Annotated in this window: 25 protein-coding genes and 4 tRNA genes; 6 read left to right on the top strand and 23 right to left on the bottom strand. The window is 69.9% G+C overall.

Annotation, left to right across the window (positions count from 1 at the left end):
* Nucleotides 1-17: 17 nt before the first annotated feature.
* The 9 genes from rpoB to SCAB_RS17675 all read right to left on the bottom strand — a co-directional run bounded on the left by rpoB (nt 18) and on the right by SCAB_RS17675 (nt 9,521).
* Nucleotides 18-3,503, bottom strand: a complete 3,486-nt coding sequence (gene rpoB / locus SCAB_RS17635; protein ID WP_013001438.1) for a DNA-directed RNA polymerase subunit beta — start codon at nt 3,501-3,503, stop codon at nt 18-20.
* 646 nt (nt 3,504-4,149) lie between these two features.
* Nucleotides 4,150-4,533: a 50S ribosomal protein L7/L12 gene (gene rplL / locus SCAB_RS17640; protein ID WP_086016332.1), complete on the bottom strand. Its 384-nt coding sequence runs from the start codon at nt 4,531-4,533 to the stop codon at nt 4,150-4,152.
* A 119-nt stretch (nt 4,534-4,652) separates the two neighbouring features.
* Nucleotides 4,653-5,183, bottom strand: coding sequence for a 50S ribosomal protein L10 (gene rplJ / locus SCAB_RS17645; RefSeq protein WP_013001439.1), 531 nt, complete (start codon nt 5,181-5,183; stop codon nt 4,653-4,655).
* Between the two features lie 292 nt (nt 5,184-5,475).
* A complete protein-coding gene (locus SCAB_RS17650; RefSeq protein ID WP_013001440.1) occupies nt 5,476-6,408 on the bottom strand; it encodes a hypothetical protein in 933 nt (310 codons plus the stop codon).
* A 227-nt stretch (nt 6,409-6,635) separates the two neighbouring features.
* Nucleotides 6,636-7,361, bottom strand: a complete 726-nt coding sequence (rplA, locus tag SCAB_RS17655) for a 50S ribosomal protein L1 (protein ID WP_005481289.1) — start codon at nt 7,359-7,361, stop codon at nt 6,636-6,638.
* Nucleotides 7,362-7,467: 106 nt separating this feature from the next.
* Nucleotides 7,468-7,902, bottom strand: a complete 435-nt coding sequence (rplK, locus tag SCAB_RS17660) for a 50S ribosomal protein L11 (RefSeq protein WP_005481290.1) — start codon at nt 7,900-7,902, stop codon at nt 7,468-7,470.
* 179 nt (nt 7,903-8,081) lie between these two features.
* Nucleotides 8,082-8,966, bottom strand: a complete 885-nt coding sequence (gene nusG, locus SCAB_RS17665; RefSeq protein ID WP_013001441.1) for a transcription termination/antitermination protein NusG — start codon at nt 8,964-8,966, stop codon at nt 8,082-8,084.
* A gap of 77 nt (nt 8,967-9,043) precedes the next feature.
* Nucleotides 9,044-9,334 carry a preprotein translocase subunit SecE gene (gene secE / locus SCAB_RS17670; protein ID WP_013001442.1) on the bottom strand — a complete coding sequence of 97 codons (291 nt, stop codon included), beginning with the start codon at nt 9,332-9,334 and terminating at the stop codon, nt 9,044-9,046.
* Between the two features lie 114 nt (nt 9,335-9,448).
* A tRNA-Trp gene (locus SCAB_RS17675) sits at nt 9,449-9,521 on the bottom strand.
* A gap of 251 nt (nt 9,522-9,772) precedes the next feature.
* On the opposite strand from SCAB_RS17675, the gene SCAB_RS17680 reads away from it, so the two are divergent.
* Nucleotides 9,773-10,999 carry a pyridoxal phosphate-dependent aminotransferase gene (locus tag SCAB_RS17680; RefSeq protein WP_013001443.1) on the top strand — a complete coding sequence of 409 codons (1,227 nt, stop codon included), beginning with the start codon at nt 9,773-9,775 and terminating at the stop codon, nt 10,997-10,999.
* A gap of 120 nt (nt 11,000-11,119) precedes the next feature.
* Nucleotides 11,120-12,163: an adenosine deaminase gene (locus SCAB_RS17685; protein WP_013001444.1), complete on the top strand. Its 1,044-nt coding sequence runs from the start codon at nt 11,120-11,122 to the stop codon at nt 12,161-12,163.
* A gap of 9 nt (nt 12,164-12,172) precedes the next feature.
* On the opposite strand, the gene SCAB_RS17690 is transcribed toward SCAB_RS17685, so the two are convergent.
* From SCAB_RS17690 to SCAB_RS17715, 6 genes are all read right to left on the bottom strand, one after another.
* Nucleotides 12,173-13,228 carry a UDP-N-acetylmuramate dehydrogenase gene (locus tag SCAB_RS17690; protein ID WP_013001445.1) on the bottom strand — a complete coding sequence of 352 codons (1,056 nt, stop codon included), beginning with the start codon at nt 13,226-13,228 and terminating at the stop codon, nt 12,173-12,175.
* Nucleotides 13,229-13,302: 74 nt separating this feature from the next.
* Nucleotides 13,303-13,731 carry a MaoC family dehydratase gene (locus tag SCAB_RS17695; RefSeq protein WP_013001446.1) on the bottom strand — a complete coding sequence of 143 codons (429 nt, stop codon included), beginning with the start codon at nt 13,729-13,731 and terminating at the stop codon, nt 13,303-13,305.
* A gap of 7 nt (nt 13,732-13,738) precedes the next feature.
* Nucleotides 13,739-14,191 (bottom strand): MaoC family dehydratase N-terminal domain-containing protein, encoded by a 453-nt coding sequence (locus tag SCAB_RS17700; protein WP_013001447.1) that lies wholly within the window; start codon nt 14,189-14,191, stop codon nt 13,739-13,741.
* 149 nt (nt 14,192-14,340) lie between these two features.
* Nucleotides 14,341-14,505, bottom strand: a complete 165-nt coding sequence (gene rpmG, locus SCAB_RS17705; protein ID WP_003948671.1) for a 50S ribosomal protein L33 — start codon at nt 14,503-14,505, stop codon at nt 14,341-14,343.
* Between the two features lie 91 nt (nt 14,506-14,596).
* A tRNA-Met gene (locus tag SCAB_RS17710) sits at nt 14,597-14,669 on the bottom strand.
* 46 nt (nt 14,670-14,715) lie between these two features.
* A tRNA-Thr gene (locus SCAB_RS17715) sits at nt 14,716-14,788 on the bottom strand.
* Nucleotides 14,789-15,094: 306 nt separating this feature from the next.
* On the opposite strand from SCAB_RS17715, the gene SCAB_RS17720 reads away from it, so the two are divergent.
* Entirely contained in the window at nt 15,095-16,372 is a 1,278-nt protein-coding gene (locus SCAB_RS17720) for an amidohydrolase family protein (RefSeq protein WP_013001448.1), read from the top strand.
* 131 nt (nt 16,373-16,503) lie between these two features.
* Here the strand turns inward: SCAB_RS17720 and SCAB_RS17725 are convergent, their stop codons facing one another.
* Entirely contained in the window at nt 16,504-17,532 is a 1,029-nt protein-coding gene (locus tag SCAB_RS17725; RefSeq protein ID WP_013001449.1) for a hypothetical protein, read from the bottom strand.
* 120 nt (nt 17,533-17,652) lie between these two features.
* Here SCAB_RS17725 and SCAB_RS17730 point away from each other — a divergent pair, with 120 nt between their 5' ends.
* Entirely contained in the window at nt 17,653-18,309 is a 657-nt protein-coding gene (locus tag SCAB_RS17730; protein WP_013001450.1) for an SDR family oxidoreductase, read from the top strand.
* Between the two features lie 25 nt (nt 18,310-18,334).
* Here SCAB_RS17730 and SCAB_RS17735 read toward each other — a convergent pair whose 3' ends face one another.
* Nucleotides 18,335-18,541: a hypothetical protein gene (locus tag SCAB_RS17735; RefSeq protein WP_037725104.1), complete on the bottom strand. Its 207-nt coding sequence runs from the start codon at nt 18,539-18,541 to the stop codon at nt 18,335-18,337.
* Between the two features lie 101 nt (nt 18,542-18,642).
* Nucleotides 18,643-18,724: transfer RNA gene (locus tag SCAB_RS17740), tRNA-Tyr, on the bottom strand.
* A gap of 167 nt (nt 18,725-18,891) precedes the next feature.
* Here SCAB_RS17740 and SCAB_RS17745 point away from each other — a divergent pair.
* Nucleotides 18,892-19,380, top strand: coding sequence for a YajQ family cyclic di-GMP-binding protein (locus SCAB_RS17745; protein ID WP_013001452.1), 489 nt, complete (start codon nt 18,892-18,894; stop codon nt 19,378-19,380).
* A 52-nt stretch (nt 19,381-19,432) separates the two neighbouring features.
* Here SCAB_RS17745 and SCAB_RS17750 read toward each other — a convergent pair whose 3' ends face one another.
* The gene (locus tag SCAB_RS17750; protein ID WP_020113843.1) at nt 19,433-19,699 is read right to left on the bottom strand and encodes a GlsB/YeaQ/YmgE family stress response membrane protein; all 267 of its coding nucleotides are present in this window, start codon (nt 19,697-19,699) and stop codon (nt 19,433-19,435) included.
* A 152-nt stretch (nt 19,700-19,851) separates the two neighbouring features.
* Between SCAB_RS17750 and SCAB_RS17755 the strand changes: the two genes are divergently transcribed.
* A complete protein-coding gene (locus SCAB_RS17755; protein ID WP_037725103.1) occupies nt 19,852-21,108 on the top strand; it encodes an APC family permease in 1,257 nt (418 codons plus the stop codon).
* Nucleotides 21,109-21,147: 39 nt separating this feature from the next.
* Here the strand turns inward: SCAB_RS17755 and SCAB_RS17760 are convergent, their stop codons facing one another.
* From SCAB_RS17760 to SCAB_RS17775, 4 genes are all read right to left on the bottom strand, one after another.
* Nucleotides 21,148-21,546 (bottom strand): YccF domain-containing protein, encoded by a 399-nt coding sequence (locus SCAB_RS17760; protein WP_013001455.1) that lies wholly within the window; start codon nt 21,544-21,546, stop codon nt 21,148-21,150.
* Nucleotides 21,543-22,406 carry a zinc metalloprotease HtpX gene (gene htpX, locus SCAB_RS17765; protein WP_013001456.1) on the bottom strand — a complete coding sequence of 288 codons (864 nt, stop codon included), beginning with the start codon at nt 22,404-22,406 and terminating at the stop codon, nt 21,543-21,545. The genes SCAB_RS17760 and htpX overlap by 4 nt, the downstream gene beginning before the upstream one ends.
* Nucleotides 22,407-22,580: 174 nt before the next feature.
* Nucleotides 22,581-24,167, bottom strand: a complete 1,587-nt coding sequence (locus SCAB_RS17770) for an NADH-quinone oxidoreductase subunit N (RefSeq protein ID WP_013001457.1) — start codon at nt 24,165-24,167, stop codon at nt 22,581-22,583.
* Nucleotides 24,164-25,747 carry a complex I subunit 4 family protein gene (locus SCAB_RS17775; RefSeq protein ID WP_013001458.1) on the bottom strand — a complete coding sequence of 528 codons (1,584 nt, stop codon included), beginning with the start codon at nt 25,745-25,747 and terminating at the stop codon, nt 24,164-24,166. Before SCAB_RS17775 ends, SCAB_RS17770 begins: the two co-directional genes overlap by 4 nt.
* Nucleotides 25,748-25,752: the final 5 nt, after the last annotated feature.

Raw genomic sequence — 25,752 nt, forward strand, 5'->3', positions numbered from 1 at the left:
AGGCCTCCGAACTCCCGTCAGACCTCTTCGACGCTGCTCGGCTCGCGCCGGGACAGGTCGATGCCAAGCTCCTCCGCAGCGCGGAAGACGTCCTCGTCGGTGTCGCGCATCTCGATGGACATGCCGTCCGAGGACAGCACCTCCACGTTGAGGCACAGGGACTGCATCTCCTTGATGAGCACCTTGAAGGACTCGGGGATGCCGGGCTCGGGGATGTTCTCGCCCTTGACGATGGCCTCGTAGACCTTCACGCGGCCGGTCACGTCGTCGGACTTGATGGTCAGCAGCTCCTGGAGGGCGTACGCGGCGCCGTAAGCCTCCAGCGCCCACACCTCCATCTCACCGAAGCGCTGGCCACCGAACTGGGCCTTACCACCCAGCGGCTGCTGGGTGATCATCGAGTACGGACCGGTCGACCGGGCGTGCAGCTTGTCGTCGACCAGGTGGTGGAGCTTGAGGATGTACATGTACCCGATGGAGATCGGGTCCGGGAACGGCTCACCGGAGCGGCCGTCGAACATCCTCGCCTTACCGGTCGGCTGCACCATGCGCTCGCCGTCGCGGTTCGGGATGGTGTGCTGGAGCAGACCGGCCAGCTCGTCCTCGCGGGCACCGTCGAAGACCGGGGTCGCGACGTTGGTGCCGGGGGCGACGGAGTCGGCGCCGATGACCTGCAGACGCTTCGCCCAGTCGTCGCCGAGGCCGGAGACGTCCCAGCCGCGGCTGGCGAGCCAGCCGAGGTGGATCTCCAGCACCTGTCCCGGGTTCATTCGGGACGGGACGCCGAGCGGGTTGAGGATGATGTCGACCGGGGTGCCGTCCTCCAGGAACGGCATGTCCTCGATCGGCAGGATCTTGGAGATGACACCCTTGTTGCCGTGACGGCCGGCGAGCTTGTCACCGTCGGTGATCTTGCGCTTCTGCGCCACGTACACGCGCACCAGCTGGTTCACACCGGGGGGAAGCTCGTCGCCCTCCTCGCGGTCGAAGACGCGGACGCCGATGACCTTGCCGATCTCGCCGTGCGGCACCTTCAGCGAGGTGTCACGGACCTCACGGGCCTTCTCACCGAAGATCGCGCGGAGCAGCCGCTCCTCGGGGGTCAGCTCGGTCTCACCCTTGGGCGTGACCTTGCCGACGAGGATGTCGCCGGCGACGACCTCGGCACCGATGCGGATGATGCCGCGCTCGTCGAGGTCGGCGAGGACCTCCTCGGAGACGTTCGGGATGTCCCGGGTGATCTCCTCGGGGCCGAGCTTGGTGTCACGGGCGTCGACCTCGTGCTCCTCGATGTGGATCGAGGAGAGGACGTCGTCCTGCACGAGGCGCTGCGACAGGATGATCGCGTCCTCGTAGTTGTGACCCTCCCACGGCATGAACGCCACGAGCAGGTTCTTGCCCAGCGCCATCTCGCCGTTCTCGGTGGCCGGACCGTCGGCCAGGACCTGGCCCTCGATGATCCGGTCGCCCTCGTTGACGATGACCTTCTGGTTGACCGAGGTGCCCTGGTTGGACCGGGCGAACTTGGCCAGGCGGTACGTGATGTACGTGCCGTCGTCGTTGGTGGTGGTGATGTAGTCGGCGGAGACCTCCTGGACCACACCCGCCTTCTCGGCCTTGACCACGTCGCCGGCGTCGACGGCGGAGCGGTACTCCATGCCGGTGCCGACGAGCGGGGCCTCGCTCTTGATGAGCGGCACGGCCTGACGCATCATGTTCGCGCCCATGAGGGCACGGTTGGCGTCGTCGTGCTCCAGGAAGGGGATCATGGCGGTCGCGACCGACACCATCTGGCGCGGCGAGACGTCCATGTAGTCGACGTCGTCCCCGGGGACGTAGTCGACCTCGCCGCCACGACGGCGGACCAGGACGCGGTTCTCGGTGAAGCGCATGTCGTCGTCGAGCGTGGCGTTGGCCTGCGCGATGACGAAGCGGTCCTCCTCGTCGGCCGTCAGGTAGTCGACCTCGTCGGTGACGACACCGTCGGTGACCCGGCGGTACGGCGTCTCCACGAAACCGAACGCGTTGACGCGGCCGTAGGAGGCGAGCGAGCCGATCAGACCGATGTTCGGGCCTTCGGGCGTCTCGATCGGGCACATGCGGCCGTAGTGCGAGGGGTGCACGTCACGGACCTCGAAGCCGGCCCGCTCACGGGACAGACCACCGGGACCCAGCGCCGAGAGACGACGCTTGTGCGTCAGACCCGACAGCGGGTTGTTCTGGTCCATGAACTGCGACAGCTGGCTGGTGCCGAAGAACTCCTTGATGGAGGCGACGACCGGCCGGATGTTGATCAGGGTCTGGGGCGTGATCGCCTCGACGTCCTGGGTCGTCATGCGCTCGCGGACGACACGCTCCATACGCGCCAGACCCGTACGGACCTGGTTCTGGATGAGCTCGCCGACGCTGCGCAGACGACGGTTGCCGAAGTGGTCGATGTCGTCGGTCTCGACGACGATCGTCGTGCCGTTGTCGGCAGCCGTCTCGGTCTCGCCCGCGTGCAGCTTCACCAGGTACTTGATCGTCGAGATGACGTCCTCGACGGTCAGGACGCCCGCGTCGAGCGGAGCCTCCGCACCCAGCTTCTTGTTGACCTTGTAGCGGCCGACCTTCGCGAGGTCGTAGCGCTTGGGGTTGAAGTACAGGTTCTCCAGCAGCGTCTGCGCGGCCTCACGCGTGGGGGGCTCGCCCGGACGCAGCTTGCGGTAGATGTCGAGCAGCGCGTCGTCCTGCCCCTGGGTGTGGTCCTTCTCCAGGGTGGCGCGCATGGACTCGTACTCGCCGAACTCCTCCAGGATCTGCTCGGTGGTCCAGCCGAGTGCCTTGAGGAGGACGGTCACGGACTGCTTGCGCTTGCGGTCGATACGCACACCGACCATGTCGCGCTTGTCGATCTCCATCTCCAGCCAGGCACCCCGGGACGGGATGATCTTGGCGGAGAAGATGTCCTTGTCGGACGTCTTGTCGATGGAGGAGTCGAAGTAGACACCCGGCGAACGGACCAGCTGCGACACCACGACACGCTCGGTGCCGTTGATGACGAAGGTGCCCTTGTGGGTCATGAGCGGGAAGTCGCCCATGAAGACCGTCTGGGACTTGATCTCGCCGGTCTCGTTGTTGGTGAACTCGGCGGTGACGAAGAGCGGGGCCGCGTACGTGAAGTCGCGGTCCTTGCACTCGTCGATGCTGTTCTTCGGCGGCTCGAAACGGTGGTCGCGGAACGTCAGCGACATCGACCCGGAGAAGTCCTCGATCGGGGAGATCTCCTCGAAGATCTCCTCCAGACCGGACTTGGTGGGGACGTCCTGTCCGTTCTCCAGAGCCTCCTCGACCCGACTCTGCCAGGCGGTGTTGCCGAGCAGCCAGTCAAAGCTCTCGGTCTGCAGCGCGAGCAGGTTGGGAACCTCGAGAGGCTCCTTGATCTTTGCAAAAGAGATGCGCAGCGGGGCAGTGCTGGCGGCGGGATTCGTATTCGAGGTCGAGGCGTTGCGCGAGGCGGCCAAGAGGGGGTCCTTCCGAGGGCTCGGACTCACTACGCGCGTACCGGCCCCTCTTATGCGCAAAGAGAGCAGGCTGTTCCTGATCTGACCGAAAGGCCAGGTCGGGAATGGTCTGTTCGTCGATGCTCAAGCGAGGGCATGCCCCTGGTGACGGGCAGGGGACAGCTAACAGGCAGCGCAAAGGGTCAGTGTAGCCACTTGGCACACTGATGTCCAGTGCGGGTTTTTTGAGACCCTCGTTGTTCTCGACACCTACGCAAGCCCACGCCCTCAACGCACGTTGATACTGCCCTCTTCGTCGTCGATCCATGCCTCGGAGTTCGGATCGGTGTGACGACGCGTCCTGAGAATTGCGCGCCGCGTGCCGTTCGTCAAGGCCCCTCATGCCCGACCCCGGTGCCGCGATCGTCACTCGCGGCTCGCCACCTGGGGTGTCGGAGGCACGACGAAGATCACCATACTCGCCGCCACCGACAGTGCAAGGCAGCCATCCGCCGACGTTCCGGAACGCCGAAAGGCGACCACCCAGTTGGGTGATCGCCCTTCGGTACGTTCGCGTTACAGCCTCGAACAAGTTTTCTAGGCTTGTCTCGAAACCGCCCCGCACGGATCCTCGCGGATCCAGGAGAGCTGGCGGACCAGCGAGGCCTTACTTGACCTCGACGGAGGCGCCGGCGGCCTTGAGGGACTCGGCAGCCTTCTCGGCGGCCTCCTTGGCGACCTTCTCGAGAACGGGCTTCGGGGCGCCGTCCACGAGGTCCTTGGCCTCCTTCAGGCCCAGCGAGGTCAGCTCACGCACGACCTTGATGACCTGGATCTTCTTCTCGCCGGCGCCGGTGAGGACGACGTCGAACTCGTCCTGCTCCTCGACAGCCTCGGCGGCGGCGGCCGGCCCGGCCGGGCCGGCGACGGCGACGGCCGCGGCGGCGGTGACGTCGAACTTCTCCTCGAACGCCTTCACGAACTCGGAGAGCTGGATGAGGGTCATGCCCTCGAACTCGGCGAGCAGTTCGTCCTGGGTGAGAGCCACGATGGCTTCCTTCCACTAATTCGGCAGGTGCCGGATGTACATGTCTGGCGGGCGTACGACGGCCCGCTACGACCGATTTCCGAGGCGGACTGCCTCAGGCGGCGGTCATTTCGCGAGCCGAGTTACTCGGCACCGCCCTGCTCTTCTTGCTTGGCACGGAGCGCGTCCACGGTGCGGACGAGCTTCGAGGGAAGCGCCTGGAAGAGCTGCGCAGCCTGGGACTGCTTGCCCTTGAAGGCACCCGCCAGCTTGGAGAGCAGAACCTCGCGGGACTCGAGGTCCGCGAGCTTCTTGATCTCGTCGGCGGACAGCGCCTTGCCGTCAAGGACACCGCCCTTGATGACGAGGTTCGGGTTGTCCTTGGCGAAGTCACGAAGACCCTTCGCCGACGTCACCGGGTCACCGGTGATGAAGGCGACCGCCGTCGGACCGTTGAACAGGTCGTCGAGCGTCGAGATCCCGGCCTCGTTGGCCGCAATCTTGGTCAGCGTGTTCTTCACCACGGCGTACTGGGCGTCTTCACCGAGCGAACGACGCAGCGTCTTGAGCTGCGCCACGGAGAGACCCCGGTACTCGGTCAGCACGGCGGCGTTCGAGCTACGGAACTGCTCCGTGAGCTCGGCCACCGCGGCAGCCTTGTCGGGCCTTGCCATAGAGCGTCGGCCTCCTTCCGGGTGATGAGGACCGCTCAGAAGGGGCTGAGGAAAACGAAACGCCCCGGCGCAGGCGCACGGGGCGTGACTCGACCGGACGAATCCCGTACGAGACGGAACCGGACCAGGAGCAACTTCCACAGTCACCTGCGCGGGTCGTCCGCGGTTCAGCGGATCCTTCGGCCACCGCGCCCTCTCACGAGCACACGGCAACGACCAGCGGTCTTTGGCTTCCTCGGAAGAGTACGGGACCGTGTCCCCGTCGGGCAAATCCGCCCCCCAAGGCCCCCGCTCAGCCCTCCGTGGCCCCGTCCACCCGCTCGGCGAGGTCGACCGTGTCCTCGGCCGGCGGGGTCTCGACGGTCACCGGCCGGCCTACGTCCAGGAGGGTGACGGTCAGGTCGAGCGGGCCCCCGTCGACCATGCGCCCCTCCTTCAGGGCGTGGGTCTCGCCCCGGAGCCGGTACCGCTCGGCCCGGCCGTCCTCGCCGACCCACAGGTCCACGGTGAGCGTCTTCTCGATGCCCAGCATCATGAACTGGTCCAGACTGCTCGTCCGCAGCTCCCGGGTCGCCTTGTCCCGGGCGGCCGTCTGGGCCGCCCGGAGGCTCTTCCAGGTGACCGTGCCCCGGTAGTGCGTGGTCCCGCCGCCCTCGACCGTCCCGGCACCGACCTCACTGACCTTCTTCGCGCCGGTGAGAAGCGTGGACTGCGCGAGCGGGCTCGCCTCCAGCGGAGCGGGCAGGACGCGGTACGTGTTGTTGTCCGCCGCGCCGCGTCCCCACACGGCCGGCCCGGCGCTGAACCACTTCTTGTCCGCCGGGGCGCCGATGGCGGCAGCGTCCCCCTCGGCGTAGATCACCCCGTCGGCGAACCGCACCGAAATGGGCTTGTCCTCGCTCGGGCCCCACCCGGTCAGGTCCATGCGCATGGCGGTCGGCCGCGCGGTCATCGCGGCCTCCGCCCGTATCTTCCCGTGCTCCGGCAGGGTCCCGGTCACCCGGTAGCGCAGCGACGCGATGTCCGTCGTCCGCTCCGCGGCCCGGGCCACGGCCTCAGCGGGCGTCGTGGGCTTCGCCCCGGCCTCCGCCGACGTCTTCGGCTTCGTCCCGGTCTCCGCCCCCGGCTCCGCGCCGCAGGCGGTGGCACCGCCCAGCAGTGCGGCCACGACGGCGATGCCGACGGCTCTGTGACGACGTACGGAGCCGTGCCCGGCCAACCTCATCTGTCCCCCTGGAACCTCACGCCCCACCCGTGTGGGACGGCAGGGACACTAGCGCCGCCGGACGACGGCTGTCGTGCGCTTTACGACTCCCGTGCGGACGCGGCGGACGGATGTGCGGACAGCCGTACGGGCACACGGGCGAACGACACGAGCCCCGCGGCCTCGAAAGGCTGCGGGGCTCGTGCCAGGGCTGTGCGACCGCGACGCGGCTGCCGTGAGCGTCAGGCTCAGACGGCGGCCGGGTCCTCCTCGACGAGGAGGTTGCGGGTGCGGTTGGAGTCGATCGGGATGCCGGGGCCGATCGTGGTGCTGAGGGCGGCCTTCTTGATGTAGCGGCCCTTGGCGGCCGACGGCTTCAGACGGAGGATCTCCTCCAGCGCCGCGGCGTAGTTCTCCACCAGCTTGGTGTCGTCGAACGACGTCTTGCCGATGATGAAGTGCAGGTTCGAGTGCTTGTCGACTCGGAACTCGATCTTGCCGCCCTTGATGTCGTTGACGGCCTTCACGACGTCCGGGGTCACGGTGCCGGTCTTGGGGTTCGGCATGAGACCACGGGGACCGAGCACGCGGCCGAGGCGGCCGACCTTGCCCATGAGGTCCGGGGTGGCGACGACGGCGTCGAAGTCCAGACGGCCCTTCGCCACCTCGTCGATCAGTTCGTCGGAGCCGACGATGTCGGCGCCGGCGGCGGTCGCGGCCTCGGCACGGTCACCGGTCGCGAAGACCAGGACCCGGGCGGTCTTACCGGTGCCGTGCGGGAGGTTCACGGTGCCACGGACCATCTGGTCGGCCTTGCGCGGGTCGACACCCAGACGGAAGGCGACCTCGACGGTGCCGTCGAACTTGGACGTGGAGGTCTCCTTGGCGAGACGGACGGCCTCGAGCGGGGCGTAGAGCTTGTCCCGGTCGACCTTGGCGTCCGCAGCGCGGAGAGCCTTGCTGCGCTTGCTCACAACTGCTCCTGTGTGTTCTTGAAAAGGAGTCGTGGTACGGGCCGAGCAGGCCCTGCCACGCGCGGCCGCCGTCGACGGCTGCCGCGAGGTTCTACGAAGGGGGAACTCAGCCCTCGACCGTGATGCCCATGGAACGGGCGGTGCCGGCGATGATCTTGGACGCGGCGTCCAGGTCGTTGGCGTTGAGGTCGGGGAGCTTGGTCGTGGCGATCTCACGGACCTGCGCCTCGGTGATCTTGGCGACCTTGGTCTTGTGCGGCTCGCCGGAGCCCTTCTCGACACCCGCGGCCTTGAGGATCATCTTCGCGGCCGGCGGCGTCTTGGTGACGAAGGTGAAGGAACGGTCCTCGTAGACCGTGATCTCCACCGGGATCACCCAGCCACGCTGCGACTCGGTCGCGGCGTTGTAGGCCTTGCAGAACTCCATGATGTTGACGCCGTGCTGACCGAGCGCGGGGCCGACCGGCGGGGCGGGGTTCGCCGCACCGGCGTTGATCTGGAGCTTGATGAGCCCCGTGACCTTCTTCTTCTTGGGAGGCATTGCTCTCCGGGTCCTTTCGATTCGAGTGCGCCTTCGTCCAGGTCGCGTCCCGGATGAAGGCATACCGCACAACGATAACGGGTATGGATGTGCGGCCAAAAACCGAGCAGGTCAGACGAGCTTTTGACAGCCCGTCCGACCTGGTCGGAAGCGATGGTCCAGAAGGAGCCGGTGACCGGCTAGTTCTTCTGGATCTGGTCGAACGACAGCTCGACCGGCGTCTCGCGGCCGAAGATCTCCACGAGGCCCTTGACCTTCTTCGAGTCCGCGTTGATCTCGTTGATGGTCGCCTGCAGCGTGGCGAACGGGCCGTCCGTGACCGTGACCGAGTCGCCGACCTCGAAGTCCAGCACCTGGACCTCGACCTTGCGGGCGGGAGCCGGCTTGCCCTCGGCCTCGGCGGCCTCGCGGGCGGCCTTCTCCTCGGCCTCCGGGGCGAGCATCTTGACGATCTCGTCCAGGGTCAGCGGGTACGGGTCGTAGGCGTTGCCCACGAAGCCGGTGACGCCGGGGGTGTTGCGGACGACGCCCCAGGACTCGTTCGTCAGGTCCATGCGGACGAGGACGTAGCCGGGCAGCTTGTTCTGGCGGATCGTCTTGCGCTCGCCGTTCTTGATCTGCGCGACCTCTTCCTGCGGCACCTCGGCCTGGAAGATGAAGTCCTCGACGTTCAGCGAGACGGCACGCTGTTCGAGGTTGGTCTTCACGCGGTTCTCGTAACCGGCGTACGTGTGGATGACGTACCACTCACCCGGCAGGGTCCGCAGTTCCTCACGCAGGGCCTCGACGGGGTCGACCGGCTCGGTCTCCTCCTCGACGGCCTCTTCAGCCTCTTCGGCGTCCTCGTCCTCGGAGTCGGAGCCGTCGGAGTCCTCGACGTCGGTGTCGTCCTCGTCGTGCACGGCCTCTTCCTCGGCCGGCTCCCCCGCCTCGGCCTCGGCAGTCTCGAACTCGTCGACGCCGTCCTCGGAGTCCGCTCCCTCGACGATGTCGAGTTCGTCATCCACGGACTCGGCACCTTCACCGCGAGGCTCCATGGCGTCCTTCAGGTTCGGGTCAGACACGTGGCTGCTTCTTCCTGGATCATGGGGGTGGAACATGCGAAAAGGGGCGCCAAGTCGCGGCGCCCTTCGCTTTCGGCTCAGCCGCCGAAGACGTACTTGGCGGCCTTGTCTAGGCCGAAGTCAATCACAGTGACAAGGCCGATCATGATGACGACGAAGACGATGACCACAGAGGTGTACGTCGTCAGCTGGGCGCGGGTCGGCCAGACGACCTTCCGCAGCTCCGCGATGATCTGGCGATAGAAGACCGCGAGGCGCTTCAGCGGGCCCTTCTTGGCACGCTTGCCGCCCTTGCGGGTCTTCTTCTTGTCCTCGGGCACCTCGTCCTGGGCATCAGGCGTGTCGATGGAGCCCACGGCGTCCGTCATTCATCCTCACCTGATTCCGGTCCGGGTCGTGGCCGTGCCGCGCCCGGTCTGAGCCGCACGGCGGAACATTGCTGTACGTACATGCGCACACATCCTGGCGTGAGGAGTGTGTAGCAGGGCCGGAGGGACTTGAACCCCCAACCGCTGGTTTTGGAGACCAGTGCTCTACCAATTGAGCTACGACCCTTTGTGGTTCTCCACCAACGTACCGCATCCGAGCGAGTGCACGGTGTGCACCTGACGGGCGCGGCCGGTGAAGACCAACGAGGACAGAGCATACGTGGTCCGAGGGCTGTCGTCGAACAGAAAGCGTCCGTAGGGGCGTTGTCCGTCGAAGATCGACCGTTTCCGGCCGCGGATACGGACGGTTGTTCCGTCGCTGTTCAGTCTGTGAAACCCGCGTGTGCGGCGCGTTTCCGGTCTGGAACGATGGGGCCCATGAGCGCTGCAACCCCTCCCACCGAGCGCCGGGTCTCCGCGCGCATCGGCGCGATCTCCGAGTCCGCCACCCTCGCCGTGGACGCCAAGGCCAAGGCCCTCAAGGCCGCCGGGCGTCCGGTGATCGGCTTCGGCGCCGGCGAGCCCGACTTCCCGACCCCCGACTACATCGTCGAGGCCGCCGTCGAGGCCTGCAAGAACCCGAAGTACCACCGGTACACGCCGGCCGGCGGTCTGCCCGAGCTGAAGGCGGCGATCGCCGCGAAGACCCTGCGCGACTCCGGTTACGAGGTCGACGCCTCGCAGGTCCTCGTGACCAACGGCGGCAAGCAGGCCATCTACGAGGCCTTCGCGGCGATCCTCGACCCGGGCGACGAGGTCATCGTCCCCGCGCCGTACTGGACGACGTACCCGGAGTCGATCCGTCTCGCCGGCGGTGTCCCCGTCGACGTGGTCGCCGACGAGACCACCGGCTACCGGGTCTCCGTGGAACAGCTGGAGGCGGCCCGCACCGAGAACACGAAGGTGCTGCTGTTCGTCTCCCCCTCCAACCCGACCGGCGCGGTCTACACCCGCGCGCAGATCGAGGAGATCGGCCGCTGGGCCGCCGAGAAGGGCCTGTGGGTCCTGACCGACGAGATCTACGAGCACCTGGTCTACGGAGACGCGGAGTTCCACTCGCTGCCGGTGGTCGTGCCCGAGCTGGCCGACCGGACCATCGTCGTCAACGGTGTCGCGAAGACGTACGCGATGACGGGCTGGCGCGTGGGCTGGGTCATCGGGCCGAAGGACGTCGTGAAGGCCGCGACCAACCTGCAGTCGCACGCCACGTCGAACGTCTCCAACGTGGCCCAGGTCGCCGCGCTGGCCGCCGTCTCCGGCGACCTGGCGGCCGTCGAGGAGATGAAGCTGGCGTTCGACCGCCGCCGCCGGACGATCGTGCGGATGCTCAACGAGATCGACGGCGTGTTCTGCCCGGAGCCCGAGGGCGCGTTCTACGCCTACCCCTCGGTGAAGGACCTGGTCGGCAAGGAGATCCGGGGCAGGCGCCCGCAGGACACCGTCGAACTGGCCGCGCTGATCCTGGAGGAGGCCGAGGTGGCGGTCGTCCCGGGCGAGGCCTTCGGCACCCCCGGCTATCTGCGGCTGTCGTACGCCCTGGGTGACGAGGATCTCGTCGAGGGTGTCTCCCGCATCCAGAAGCTCCTGGCGGAGGCCCGGGACTGAGATGTGCCGCCGGGGGCCGTCCACCGATTCCGGTGGGCGGCCCCCTGTCGTTCGTGCGAGCCGGACCACGTTCGGGGATTCCGCTACCGGGACGGCGGGGGCGTGCGGCAGGATCGGGCGATGGAGCGTGTACGTGATCTCTCTGAACTGCCCAAGGCCCATCTGCATCTGCACTTCACGGGGTCGATGCGGCCCACGACCGTGCTGGAACTGGCCGACAAGTACGGGGTGCGGCTGCCCGAGGCACTCGCCGAGGCGCTGACCGGCGGGGAGCCGCCGAAGCTGCGGGCCACGGACGAGCGGGGGTGGTTCCGGTTCCAGCGGCTGTACGACGCGGCGCGCTCGTGCGTCCGAGGGCCCGAGGACATCCAGCGGCTGGTGCGGGAGGCCGCCGAGGAGGACGTGCGGGACGGTTCGGGCTGGCTGGAGATCCAGGTGGACCCGACGTCGTACGCGCCGCGGCTGGGCGGGCTGATCCCGGCGCTGGAGGTCATCCTGGACGCGGTGGACACCACCGTGCGGGAGACCGGGCTCGGGATGCGGGTGGTGGTGGCCGCGAACCGGATGAAGCACCCGCTGGACGCGCGCACGCTGGCCCGGCTGGCGGTGCGGTACGCGGACCGGGGCGTGGTCGGCTTCGGGCTCTCCAACGACGAGCGCCGGGGCATGGCGAGGGACTTCGACCGGGCCTTCGCGATCGCGCGCGAGGGGGGTCTGCTCTCGGCGCCGCACGGCGGTGAGCTGACCGGCCCGTCCTCGGTGCGGGACTGTCTGGACGATCTGCACGCCTCGCGGATCGGGCACGGCGTGCGCGCGGCGGAGGACCCGCGGCTGCTGAAGCGGCTCGCGGACCGGGGCGTGACGTGCGAGGTCTGCCCCGCCTCGAACGTGGCGCTCGGTGTCTACGAGAAGCCGCAGGACGTCCCCCTGCGCACTCTGTTCGAGGCCGGGGTGCCGATGGCGCTCGGCGCGGACGACCCGCTGCTGTTCGGCTCCCGTCTCGCGGCCCAGTACGAGATCGCCCGGCACCACCACGGTTTCACGGACGCGGAACTGGCGGAGCTGGCCCGGCAGTCGATCCGGGCGTCGGCGGCGCCGGAGGCCGAGCGGGCGAAGCTGCTGTCCGGGGTGGACGACTGGCTGGCCGGTCCCGTGGCGGTCTAGCGGTTCCGGTCAGAGGCTGACGCCGACCGTCACCGGCTCGTTGACCAGGGTGATGCCGAAGGCGTCCCGGACTCCGGCCACGACCTCGCGGGCCAGCGCCAGCAGGTCCTCGGTGGTGGCCGCGCCCCGGTTGGTGAGGGCCAGGGTGTGCTTGGTGGAGATCCGGGCGGGGCCGGTGCCGTACCCCTTGGTGAAGCCCGCCTTGTCGATCAGCCAGGCGGCGGAGGTCTTGGTGTGGCCGTCGCCCGCGGCGTACGCGGGCGGGGTGACGTCCGCACCGAGCCGCTCCCGCACGCGCGCGTGGAACGCGGCGAACTCCTCGTCGGCGAGGATCGGGTTGGTGAAGAACGATCCGGCGGACCAGGTGTCGTGGTCCTCGGGGTCGAGGACCATGCCCTTCCCGGCGCGCAGCTTCAGCACGGTCTCGCGGGCCCGGGCCAGGGGCACCCGGTCGCCGGGCTCGACGCCGAGCGTGCGGGCCGTCTCGGCGTACTTGACCGGCCCCGACAGGCCGCCGGCGTCCTCCAGTTCGAACCGGACCCGCAGGACGACGTACCGCTCGGGCTCGTCCTTGAAGCGGCTGTGGCGGTACGAGAAGGCGCACGCGGTGTTCGGGACGGTGACCGTCTCGCGGGTGCGGCGGTCGTAGGCGACGACCTCGGTGACGGTGGAGGCGACTTCCTGGCCGTAAGCCCCGACGTTCTGGATCGGAGTGGCGCCGGCGGAGCCGGGGATGCCGGCCAGGCACTCGATGCCGGCGAGTCCGGCCTCGACGGTCCGGGCGACCGCGTCGGTCCACACCTCGCCGGCGGCCAGTTCCAGTCGTGTCCCGTCGAGCGCGAAGCCCTTCGTGGCGACGACCAGCGCGGTCCCGGCGAAGCCCTGGTCCCCGATCACCAGGTTGGAACCGCCTCCGATGAGGAGCAGCGGCGTACCGGTGTCGTCGGCCTCGCGGACGGCGGCGATCACCTCGTCGTCGGTGGTCGCGGTGATCAGCCGGCGCGCGGGCCCGCCCAGCCGGAAGGTGGTCAGCGGGGCGAGGGGGGCGTCGTGGAGTTCCTGCACGGGCTCAAGAATACGAGACCCCCGCACCCGGGAGGGGCGGGGGACCGTGGGGTGCGGCCATGCCGCGTGGGCGGTCAGGCCAGACGTACGACCGCCCGGGACATGCCGAGGACCTTCTGCCCGGCGCTCATGGCCGTGAGGTCGACGCGGACGGTGTTGTCGTCGAGCTTGGCGCCGATCTTGGCGCTGACCTCGATGCTCGCGCCCTCGTCGTCGTCGGGGACGACGACCGGCTTGGTGAAGCGGACGCCGTACTCGACGACCGCGCCCGGGTCGCCGGTCCAGTCGGTGACGACACGGATCGCCTCGGCCATGGTGAACATGCCGTGCGCGATGACGTCCGGGAGGCCCACCTCCTTGGCGAACCGCTCGTTCCAGTGGATCGGGTTGAAGTCGCCGGAGGCGCCCGCGTACCGGACCAGGGCGGCGCGGGTCACGCCGAAGGTCTGCGCCGGCAGTTCGGTGCCGACCTCGACGTCGTCGTAGGAGATCTTGGCGGTCATCGGATCCTCACGCCCCCTCGGCCGCGCGGGCCACGAGCTTGGTCCAGGCGGTCACGACGTGTTCGCCGGACTCGTCGTGGACCTCGCCGCGGATGTCCAGGATGTCGTTGCCCGCCATGGACTTGATCGCCTCGATGGTCGAGGTGACCGTGAGGCGGTCGCCGGCACGCACCGGGCGCCGGTGGGCGAACTTCTGGTCGCCGTGCACCACCCGGCTGTAGTCGAGGCCCAGCTGGGGGTCCTGGACGACCTGTCCGGCCGCCTTGAAGGTGATCGAGAACACGAAGGTCGGCGGGGCGATCACATCGGCGTACCCGAGCGCCTTGGCGGCCTCCGGGTCGGTGTAGACGGGGTTGGTGTCCCCCACGGCCTCAGCGAACTCGCGGATCTTTTCCCGGCCGACCTCGTAGGGGTCGGTGGGCGGGTAGGAACGCCCCACGAAGGACTGGTCGAGCGCCATCGGCTCGGCACCTCCTGGTTGCTCGGCGGACAGGGCGGACGGTACGCGGCCCTGATACGGCTGGTACGGCGGTACTGACCGGTACGGGTCGTGCAACGACGCGAGGCCGCCCCCGATCTCTCGGGGACGGCCTCGCGTACGAGCCTGATTTATCGCGTCTCGCGGTGCGCGGTGTGCGCGTTGCAACGCGGGCAGTGCTTCTTCATCTCCAGTCGGTCCGGGTTGTTACGCCGGTTCTTCTTGGTGATGTAGTTCCGCTCCTTGCACTCCACGCAGGCCAGCGTGATCTTCGGGCGGACGTCGGTGGCAGCCACGTGAGTGCTCCTTGACGAACGGATGGGACAGGGTTTAACGCATAAAAGAGTAGCCGATCGAAGGACCGACCCCGCAATCGGCTACCGTCAGTAGCGGTGACCGGACTTGAACCGGTGACACAGCGATTATGAGCCGCTTGCTCTACCGACTGAGCTACACCGCTTTGATGCGATCAGTTCCCGCCTTGCGACGGGAACCCTTCACACCAGAGCCCCAATACGGAATCGAACCGTAGACCTTCTCCTTACCATGGAGACGCTCTGCCGACTGAGCTATTGGGGCGAGCGATGAAGACATTACACGCCCCACCGCCGATCGCCCAAATCCGTTTCCGGGCCCGCATCCATGGGCCGTCCGGCGGCGCTCCGGCCGTAGTCCGGAACGGTCGGCCGTGCCGCTCCCGTGCCGTTCACCCAGGCCACGCGGGCCCCACGCGCCCCGTCGGTACCGGGCCGCCCCGGCGCTTCGCGGCGCTCCTCCGGCAGGAGAGGCACACCGGTACGACTATTGCGCTCCTCCGCGACGGGGAGGTGCCGCCCGCCTAGGCTCGACTCACTCTGCGTGATCTTGTGTCCCCCGGGGAGTGCGATGCCCGACAGCCAGCCGCAGCCGTCCCCCTCCTCCTCCGGCCCGCCGTCCGGCCCGGACGAGGCAGGCTCCCTGCTGCTGTGCGGGGCGCGGCTGACCGACGGCCGGGTGGTGGACGTACGACTGGGCGGCGGGCGGATCGAGGCGGTCGGCACGGCGGGCAGCCTGGGCGCGGGACCCGCCGCGTCCGGGACACCCGCCACCCGGGTGGACCTCGGCGGCCATCTGCTCCTGCCGGCCCCCGCGGAGCCGCACGCCCACGGCGACACGGCCCTGTCGGCCGACGTCGAGGGCCCGGTCCCCCACGACGGCCACGACGTCCAGCGCCGGGCCACCGAGGCCGCGCTGCTGCAGCTCGGGCACGGCGCCACGGCCGTCCGCTCGCACGTGCACGTGGGCGACGTCCAGGGTCTGGAGGCGCTGGCGGCGGTGCTCCGGGCGCGGCAGACCCTGCGCGGGCTCGCGGAACTGACGACGGTGGCGATGCCCCGGGTGCTGACCGGGGTGGCCGGCGCGGACGGGCTCGCGATCCTGCGGGACGCGGTGAAGATGGGCGCCTCGGTGGTCGGCGGCTGCCCGGACCTGGACCCGGATCCCACGGGGTACGTGGAGGCGGTCCTGGAGATCGCCTCCGAGCACGGCTGCCCGGTCGACCTGCACACCGACGGCGACGACCCGGCCCGCCTCGCCCGGCTCACGGCCATGGCGGGGGGGCTGCGGCCGGGCGTCACGCTGGGCCCGTGCGGCGGTCTCACCCGTCTTCCGGCGCAGGCCGCCGGACGGGCCGCCGACCAGCTCGCGGCGGCCGGCGTGACCGTCGTCTGTCTCCCGCAGGGCGGCTGCGGCACCGTGGACGGCCGGGAGACCGCCCCCGTACGGCTCCTGCGGGCGGCCGGGGTGCGCGTCGCGGCGGGCAGCGGGGCGCTGCGGGACGTGTCGAACCCCGTCGGGCGCGGGGACCCCCTGGAGGCCGCGTTCCTGCTCGCCTCCCGGTACGGGCTGCGGCCCGAGGAGGCGTACGACGCCGTCAGCGGGGTGGCGCGCGCGGGGCTGGGTCTGCCCGAGGTACGCGTCGAGGCCGGCTTCCCCGCCGAACTCCTCGCGGTGCGCGGCACCCGGCTCGCGGGAGTGCTCTCGCTCGGGTACAGCCGCGTCGTCGTGCACCGGGGGCGCGTGGTGGCGCGGACCAGCGCGGTACGGGAGTACTGCGGCTCGGCGGCGGGCGGGGCGGGGGCGGCGGTGGATCTGCCGCGGCAGGGGCGGGGCCAGCCGTCCTGAGGGGCGGGAGTGCCGAATGCGGGGGCGGGGGCGGGAGTTGCCGGATGCGGGGGTGGGGTACGGGCGTGCGAGGCGCGCGCGGGGGGCTGTTGTGCTCCTCACGCGCGTCTCGCGCCTCGCACGCTGCTGCGTCAGACGCCGAACAGCGCGCCGCCGAAGGGGCCGCCGAACTCGTCGAGGGGGAGCTCGGAAGCGCCCTTGGGGGCCTTGATGGCACCGGCCTTGCCGAAGGTCAGCACCAGGGGGGCCTTGGCGCCCTCGGGGTCGTCGGCGAGGACGGCGAGGTCGGTCTCGATCCGGGTCAGGTCGCCGTTCTTGAGGGTGAAGTCGACCGCGACGTTCTTGTTCGGCGCGTCCTTCATGTCCTTGGCCGTGGGGAGTTCGGCTCCCGGCGGCAGCTCGCCCTCCAGCGGCTGGAGTTTGTCGACGATGCCGGTGAGCAGGTCGCGGAAGTTGGCCTTGGCCGTGACGACCTCGGTGCCGTCCCCGCTGTCCCTGGTCCTGAAACCGACCTCGCGGGCGACGACACCACGGACGGCGTCCAGCATCTTCTTCTGGGTCTTGGCGTCGACCTCGTCGGAGCTGCCCGAGCCGGCCCCGTCCCCCGTGCCCTTCCGCAGCTCGGCGTTGTTCACCTTGACCCAGTCCCCTTCGAGGACGGGCCGCAAGTGCTGCTCGCTCTCGGGGAGTTCGTCGGCGGTCGGGAACGGAAGGCCGATCGCGTCGCCCATGGCCTCCATGTCGGCGCGGTAGTACGTGTAGTCGCCGACGACCCGGTACTCGACGAGCACACCGTCGTGGCCGGAGACCTTCATGCCCATTCCGGCGATGTCCTTCTCACCGGACTCGGCCAGCGGCTTCTTCGACGTGACCGACACGTCGACGCGCAGGCCGGTGAGGAACTTCGTCATCTTCGGCGGCATCTCCTCGCCGTCCCCGCCCATCAGCGCGGTGAGGTCCTTCGGGGCGGCGTCGAGCCGCATCCCGAAGGCCAGCGACTTCTGCTCGCCCAGCCGTTCGACGGCGCCGTCGACCTTCTGACCCGCGGTGAGGTTCTGGACGGTGCCGCACGCGGCCACCGTGACGAGCACGGCCGCCGCGCAGCCGGCACCGGTGAAGGCACGGCGTACGACGTTCTTGTTGCGCGTGGCTGTACGCATGGCGGTGATGTTTCCCCCCGTGGTTCCGTTGTCCGCCGACACGGCGAACATGGGTGAGACACCCGGGACGGCCGGATGGTTGTGCGGCGCACGCGTCCGTTCGGGCGTACGGTCGGAGTCATGCGCATTGTCATCGCCGGAGGTCATGGTCAGATCGCGCTGCGGCTGGAGCGACTGCTCGCCGCACGGGGTCACGAGGTCGCGGGGATCATCCGCCGCGCCGAGCAGTCGGACGATCTGCGCGCGGCCGGTGCCGAACCGGTGCTGTGCGATCTGGAGTCGGCGTCGGTCGAGGAGGTCGCCGCCCATCTGCGGGGCGCGGACGCCGCCGTGTTCGCGGCGGGCGCCGGACCGGGCAGCGGGGCGGGCCGCAAGGACACGGTCGACCGCGGCGCCGCGGTCCTGTTCGCCGACGCCGCGGTACGCGCGGGCGTGCGCCGTCATCTCGTCGTCTCGTCCATGGGCGCGGACCCGGCGCACGAGGGCGACGAGATCTTCGACGTCTACCAGCGGGCCAAGGGCGAGGCCGACGCGTACGTACGCGGTCTGGACGCGCTGGACTGGACGATCCTGCGCCCCGGGATGCTGACCGACGACGCCGGCACGGGCCTCGTCCGCCTGGAGGCGTCCACGGGCCGCGGCCCCGTCCCGCGCGACGACGTGGCCGCCACCCTCGCCGAACTCCTGGAGACCCCGGCGACCGCCGGTCTGACCCTGGAGCTCGTCAGCGGCTCGACGCCCGTGTCCGTGGCCGTGAAGTCGGTGGCGGGCAACTGAGACACCCGCGGGTGTTCCCCGGGACTCAGAACAGCGGCAGCTGACCGGGGAATTCGGGCACGACGTATCCGTCGAGCGCGGGCTGGGCCGCTCCGATCAGGGCCTGCCTGCGCGACCCGGGACACGACACCAGGTCCCCGGCCGCGCCGGGCGGATCGTGCCGCGCGAACCGCCCCGCCACGACGGCGATCTCACGGCGGCACTCGGGGCAGTTCCTTCGACGCGATGACATGCGGTCAGTGTGCCCGGCCGTACTGACACTCCCGGAACACCCACGCACACGAAGAAGCCCCTCCGGACTGCTTGCACAGTCCGGAGGGGCTTCCCTCCACGTGGCGGCGCCAGGATTCGAACCTGGGTAGGCATAGCCGACGGATTTACAGTCCGTTCCCATTGGCCACTCGGGCACACCGCCTGGGATTGCTGCCCTTCGAACCGCTTTTCGGCGGTGCTCTGTGGCAACGACGTAAACGATACCTGATGCCCGGGGGTGCTCCGCCACCTGATTGATCAGTACTCGCGGCGGCCGGGGTGGCTAGGCTTGTCGCCCCCCGACACCTCGATTTCAAGGAGCCACAGGACATGGCCGACTCCAGTTTCGACATCGTCTCGAAGGTCGAGCGGCAGGAGGTCGACAACGCCCTCAACCAGGCCGCCAAGGAGATCTCGCAGCGCTACGACTTCAAGGGCGTCGGCGCCTCGATCTCGTGGTCCGGCGAGAAGATCCTGATGGAGGCGAACTCCGAGGACCGGGTCAAGGCCATCCTCGACGTCTTCCAGTCCAAGCTGATCAAGCGCGGGATCTCCCTGAAGTCGCTGGACGCGGGTGAGCCCCAGCTGTCCGGCAAGGAGTACAAGCTCTTCGCGTCGATCGAGGAGGGCATCTCCCAGGAGAACGCCAAGAAGGTGGCGAAGATCATTCGCGACGAGGGCCCCAAGGGCGTCAAGGCCCAGGTCCAGGGCGACGAGCTGCGCGTCAGCTCCAAGAGCCGTGACGACCTGCAGGTCGTGATCAGCCTCCTCAAGGGCAAGGACTTCGACTTCGCGGTGCAGTTCGTCAACTACCGGTGATCGTCCGCGCGCGGACCCGGGCCGGACCCGGGTTCGCGTGCGACGGGTGTGCTCAGCGGCGCGAGTGGCCGAACAGGATGCGGTAGGCGATCAGCAGGACCAGGGAGCCGCCGATCGCTGCCGCCCAGGTGGCACCGTCGTAGAAGTTCTCGGAGATCGGGCGGTCCAGCCAGCGGGCGGAGATCCAGCCGCCGATGAACGCGCCCGCGACCCCGATGAGGGTCGTGCCGATGAAGCCGCCCGGGTCCCGGCCCGGCAGCAGGAGTTTGGCGATGGCGCCGGCCAACAGCCCCAGAACGATCCAGCCGATGATGCTCATGCCGTGAACCTGCCCTTTCGTGCCGTACAGCTGCGCCGGCCGTGCTGTGTTTCCCCCCACACGGGGGCCGGGCACCGTGTCGTCCCGTCCTGTTGTCCGGGAGGACGCCGACGCGCCATCCGGTGGTTGCGGTGGTCAGTAGGGTGCGGCGCATGACACAGGCCGGATCGGGCGCCGAGCTGCGCCGCACGCTCGGGGTGGGGGACGCGGTGGTCGTCGGCCTCGGGTCGATGGTCGGCGCGGGGATCTTCGCCGCGCTGGGGCCCGCCGCGCGTGCGGCCGGGTCGGGGCTGCTGATCGGACTCGCGGCCGCGGCCGTGGTGGCGTACTGCAACGCGATGTCGTCGGCGCGGCTGGCGGCCCGGTACCCGGCGTCGGGCGGCACGTACGTGTACGGGCGTGAGCGGCTCGGCGCGTTCTGGGGGTATCTGGCCGGCTGGGCGTTCGTCGTGGGCAAGACGGCCTCGTGCGCGGCGATGGCGCTCACCGTGGGGACGTACGTGTGGCCGGGGCAGGCGCACGCCGTGGCGGTGGCGGCCGTGGTGGCGCTGACGGCGGTGAACTACGGCGGCGTCCAGAAGTCGGCGTGGCTGACGCGGGTGATCGTGGCGGTGGTGCTCGCGGTCCTCGCCGCCGTGGTGGTCGTGTGCCTGGGTTCCGGGGAGGCGGACGCGGGACGGCTGGGCGGCGGCGCCTCGGGGGGCGTGGGCGGGGTGCTGGAGGCGGCCGGGCTGCTGTTCTTCGCGTTCGCCGGGTACGCGCGGATCGCGACCCTGGGCGAGGAGGTGCGGGATCCGGCGCGCACCATCCCGCGCGCGATCCCGCTCGCGCTGGGCATCGCGCTGGTCGTGTACGCGGCTGTCGCCGTCGCGGTGCTCTCGGTGCTGGGCTCCGGCGGGCTGGGGCACGCCACCGCGCCGCTGGCCGACGCGGTGCGGGCGGCCGGGGTGCCGGGGCTGGTGCCCGTGGTGCGGGCGGGGGCCGCGGTGGCCGCGCTGGGGTCGCTGCTGGCACTCATCCTGGGCGTCTCCCGCACCACCCTCGCCATGGCCCGGGACCGGCATCTGCCGGGCGCCCTGGCCGCCGTGCACCCGCGCTTCCAGGTGCCGCACCGCGCCGAGCTGGCCGTCGGTGCCGTGGTCGCCGTACTGGCCGCCACCGTCGACGTCCGGGGGGCGATCGGGTTCTCCTCCTTCGGCGTCCTGGCGTACTACGCGATCGCCAACGCGTCGGCCTGGACGCTGGGTTCGGCGCCCCTCGCGCGCGTGGTGCCGGTGATCGGGCTGGCGGGGTGCGCCGTCCTGGCGTTCGCGCTGCCGGCGGCGTCGGTGGGCGCGGGCGCCGCCGTCCTGGGCGTGGGGGCGGCGGCGTACGGCGTACGGCGGTGGTGGGCCGGACGCAGCGGGTAGGGCCGCTGCGGTGGACCACCCCCGGCCGGGCGACAGGCCCTAGAAGCGCTGCTGGGCGAAGGGCTGGTCGGAGCGGACGATCTCGCGGCCCAGGGGCATCAGGGAGACCGGCACGAGCTTGAAGTTGGCGATACCGAAGGGGATGCCGATGATCGTGACGCAGAGCACCAGGCCCGTGACGATGTGGGTCAGTGCCAGCCACCAGCCCGCGAGGAGCAGCCACAGGATGTTGCCGACGCAGGACGGCGCGCCCGCGTCACGGCGTTCGACGGCGCTGTACCCGAAGGGCCACAGGGCGTAGACGCCGATGCGGAACGAGGCGATCCCGAACGGGATGCCGATGATCGTGATGCACAGGAGCAACCCTGCGAACAGGTAGCCGACGAAGAGCCAGAAGCCGCTGAGGATCAGCCAGATGATGTTCAGAATGGTCTTCACTGGGGGCGACCTGCCATCTTCTCGAGTCGGGCGATGCGTTCCGCCATCGGCGGATGTGTCGAGAACATCTTGGAGAATCCCTGGCCGGGCCGGAAGGGGTTCGCGATCATCATGTGGCTCGCGGTCTCGATCCGGGGCTCCGGGGGCAGCGGCAGCTGTTTGGTCCCTGTTTCCAGTTTGCGAAGAGCACTGGCGAGAGCAAGTGGATCACCGGTGAGGTGTGCGCCGGAGGCGTCCGCCTCGTACTCCCGGGAGCGGCTGATGGCGAGCTGGATGAGGGAGGCGGCGAGCGGGCCCAGCAGCATGATCAGCAGCATGCCGAGGAGGCCGGGGCCGTCGTCGTCGTCCGAGCGGCCGATGGGGATCAGCCAGGCGAAGTTCACCAGGAACATGATCACGGAGGCGAGGGCGCCGGCGACCGACGAGATGAGGATGTCCCGGTTGTGGACGTGGCTCAGCTCGTGGCCGATGACGCCGCGCAGCTCGCGTTCGTCGAGCAGGCGCAGGATGCCGTCGGTGCAGCACACGGCCGCGTTGCGCGGGTTGCGGCCGGTCGCGAAGGCGTTCGGGGCGTCCGTCGGGGAGATGTACAAGCGGGGCATGGGCTGCCGGGCCTGCATGGAGAGTTCCCGGACGATGCGGTACAGCGCCGGGGCCTCGAACTCGCTGACCGGGCGGGCACGCATCGCGCGTAGAGCCAGTTTGTCGCTGTTCCAGTACGCGTACGCGTTCGTGCCGAGGGCGACGACGACCGCGATGACGAGGCCCACACGGCCGAACAGGCTTCCGATGACGATGATGAGTGCGGACAGTCCCCCGAGGAGTACGGCGGTCCTGAGCCCGTTGTGCCGGCGGTGCACGGTACGCCCTCCAAGTCGTGCGGCAGGGGAACCCCTTGCTTGCTGGTCGCTGTCGACTCCACCTCTCAGTGGACCTTCCCGTACTGGTCAACGCCAGGCGGGAGGCACTAGTTCCCTTGTGCGCGCGGCCCTGCCGGTGGGCCGTCCGGGTGGGGCGGGCCGGCCGCCCGGGCCCTAGAAGAGACCGATGCCCGCGAAACGCAGGACGAGCTGGGGTGCGCCGGACAGCACGATGCCGGCGATGCCGGTCAGGGCGAGGGCGGCGGTCAGGGGCGCCGGGACGCGGTGCGGGGCTGCCGCGCCGGCGCCTTCGGCGTCCTCCTCGCGGGCGCGGAACAGCAGCGCCGTCCACCGGAGGTAGTAGAAGAGGGCGATCACCACGTTGACGGCCATCACCACGGCCAGCCAGCCGAGGCCCGCGTCGACGGCCGACGAGAAGACGGTGACCTTGGCGAACAGACCGATGACGCCCGGCGGCAGTCCCGCGAGGCAGAGCAGGAAGAAGGCCAGGAGCAGGGCGGACAGGGGACGGGAGGCGTGCAGACCGCGGTAGTCGTCGAGACGGTTCAGGGTCCTCGTACGGCCGACCAGGGCGGCCACGGCGAAGGCGCCCAGGTTCACCACCGCGTACATCAGGGCGTACGCGACCGTGGAGCCGACGGCCTGCCGGGCGTCCTCGGTGTTGTCGGCGTACGCGGCCGCCGCGATCGGGACGAGCAGGTAGCCCGCCTGGCCGACGGAGGACCAGGCGAGCAGCCGGACCGCGCTGTACGCGCGCGTGGAGCGCTGAGCGAGCGCGCCCAGGTTGCCGACGGTCATGGTCAGCGCGGCCAGGGCGACGAGGGCGGGGCCCCAGATGTCGGCGTACGACGGGAGGGCGACGACGGTGATGAGGATCAGCCCGGAGAAGCCGACCGCCTTGCCGACGACCGACAGGTAGGCGGCCACGGGCAGGGGGGCGCCGACGTAGGTGTCGGGGACCCAGAAGTGGAAGGGGACCGCGGCGGTCTTGAAGGCGAAGCCGATGAGGGTGAGGACGACGCCGGCCTGAGTGAGGGTGTGGAACTGGCCGTCGACGTCCTGGACGCGGTCGGCGATCTCGGTGAGGTAGAGGGTGCCGGTCGTAGCGTAGACGAAGCTGATGCCGAGCAGGCTGACGGCGGTGGCGGTGACGGACGACAGGAAGAACTTCAGGGCGGCCTCGGAGGACCGCCTGTCGCCGAGCCGGATGCCGACGAGGGCGAAGGCGGGCAGCGAGGCGACCTCCAGCGCGACGACGAGGGTCGCGAGGTCGCGGGAGGCGGGCAGCAGCGCCGCGCCCGCGGCGGACGACAGCAGCAGGAACCAGAACTCCCCGGCGGGCAGGGCCTTCCGGTCGTCGTTCAGGGCCGTCGACGACAGCAGGGCGGTGAGGAGGGCGCTGCCGAGCACGAGGAACTGGACGACGAGGGTGAAGCGGTCGGCGGTGTAGCTGCAGACGTCCGGGGAGCCGGTCAGGCAGAAGGTGGCGCGGTCGCCGTCCAGGAGGGGCAGCAGGGCCAGCAGGGAGACGGCGAGGCCCGCGACGGAGACCCAGCCGAGCAGGGCCTTCCTGCGGTCGTCGGTGAAGAGGTCGGCGACGAGCACGGCGAGGCCGACGACCGCGGCGATCGTGGGCGGCGCGATCGCGACCCAGTCGACCGACTGCACGACGGACTCGGCCAGGGTCTGGACGGGGACCGGGGCGTGGGCCGGGACCGGCTGCTGGGCCAAGGGGCTCAACGGGTGCCTCCTGCGAGGAGCTGCTGCACGGCCGGGTCGGTCAGACCGAGGAGGGCCGCGGGCCAGAGGCCGGCGAGGACGGTGAGGGCGACGAGCGGGGTCCAGGCCGCGAACTCGTACGGCTGTACGTCCGCGAGTCGCGTCCCTTCCTGCGGCTGTGTCGGGGCGGCGCCCATGCAGACCCGGCGGACCACGATCAGCAGGTACGCGGCGGTGAGGAGGGTGCCGAACGCGGCGATCGTCATGAAGGTGAGGAAGGCCGGGCGGCTGAGGCCCTCAGCGGGCTCGAACGCGCCGAACAGGGCCAGCATCTCGCCCCAGAACCCGGCGAGTCCCGGCAGCCCGAGGGAGGCGACGGCGGCGAAGGCGAGGAGGCCGCCGAGGCGCGGGGCACGGCCGTAGAGGGCGGCGCCGGTCTCCCGCGCGAGGGTGTCGAGGTCGGTGGTGCCGGTGCGGTCCTTGAGGGCGCCGACCAGGAAGAACAGCAGGCCGGTGATGAGGCCGTGGGCGATGTTGGCGAACAGGGCGCCGTTCACGCCGGTCGGGGTCATCGTGGCGATGCCGAGCAGCACGAAGCCCATGTGGCCGACGGAGGAGTACGCGATGAGGCGCTTGAGGTCGCCCTTCGCGCCCTGTTTGGCGAGGGCGAGGCAGGCGAGGGAGCCGTAGATGATGCCGACGACCGCGAAGGCGGCCAGGTAGGGCGCGAAGGTGCGGAACCCGTCGGGTGTGATCGGCAGCAGGATGCGGACGAACCCGTAGGTGCCCATCTTCAGCAGGACACCGGCCAGCAGGACCGAGCCGACGGTCGGGGCGGCGGTGTGGGCGTCCGGCAGCCAGCTGTGCAGCGGCCACATCGGGGTCTTGACCGCGAGCCCGATCCCGATCGACAGAGCGGCGACGACCTGCACGGTGGTGGTCAGCCCGGGGTGACTGTCAGTGGCGAGTGCCACCATGTCGAATGTGCCCGCCTTGACGCCGATCAGGAGCAGGCCCAGCAGCATGACCACGGAACCGAGCAGGGTGTAGAGGATGAACTTCCAGGCGGCCTGTGTGCGTTGCTCACCGCCCCAGCGGGCGATGAGGAAGTACATCGGGATGAGCACCGTCTCGAACGCGAGGAAGAACAGCAGCAGATCGAGGACGGCGAAGGTCGCGAGGGTGCCGGACTCCAGGACGAGCACCAGGGCGACGAACGCCTTCGGGGAGGGGCCCGTGGGCGGCTTGAAGAAGGAGTAGAGCGCGCAGAGGAAGGCCAGCAGCGCGGTCAGGACCAGAAGGGGGAGGGAGATGCCGTCGATGCCGAGGTGGATGCGCACGTCGAGCGCGGGGATCCAGCTGATGTCCGTACTGGCCTGCATCTTCGACGGCTGGTCGTGGTCGAAGCCGAGCGCGAGGACGATCGCGGCGATGAGGACCGCGCCGGTCACGGTGGCCCCGTGCCGGAGCACGGCCTGCTCGGGTGACTTCCCCTTCAGCCCCGGCGGGGCCGGCACGAGAGCGGCGGCGGCACCGATGAGCGGGCCGACGACGATCAACGCCAGAAGGACCTGCATCACGGACTCGTTGATATCGATCACGCCTG

Origin of the sequence: Streptomyces scabiei 87.22 (genome assembly GCF_000091305.1) — a bacterium.
Classification (GTDB): Bacteria; Actinomycetota; Actinomycetes; order Streptomycetales; family Streptomycetaceae; genus Streptomyces; species Streptomyces scabiei.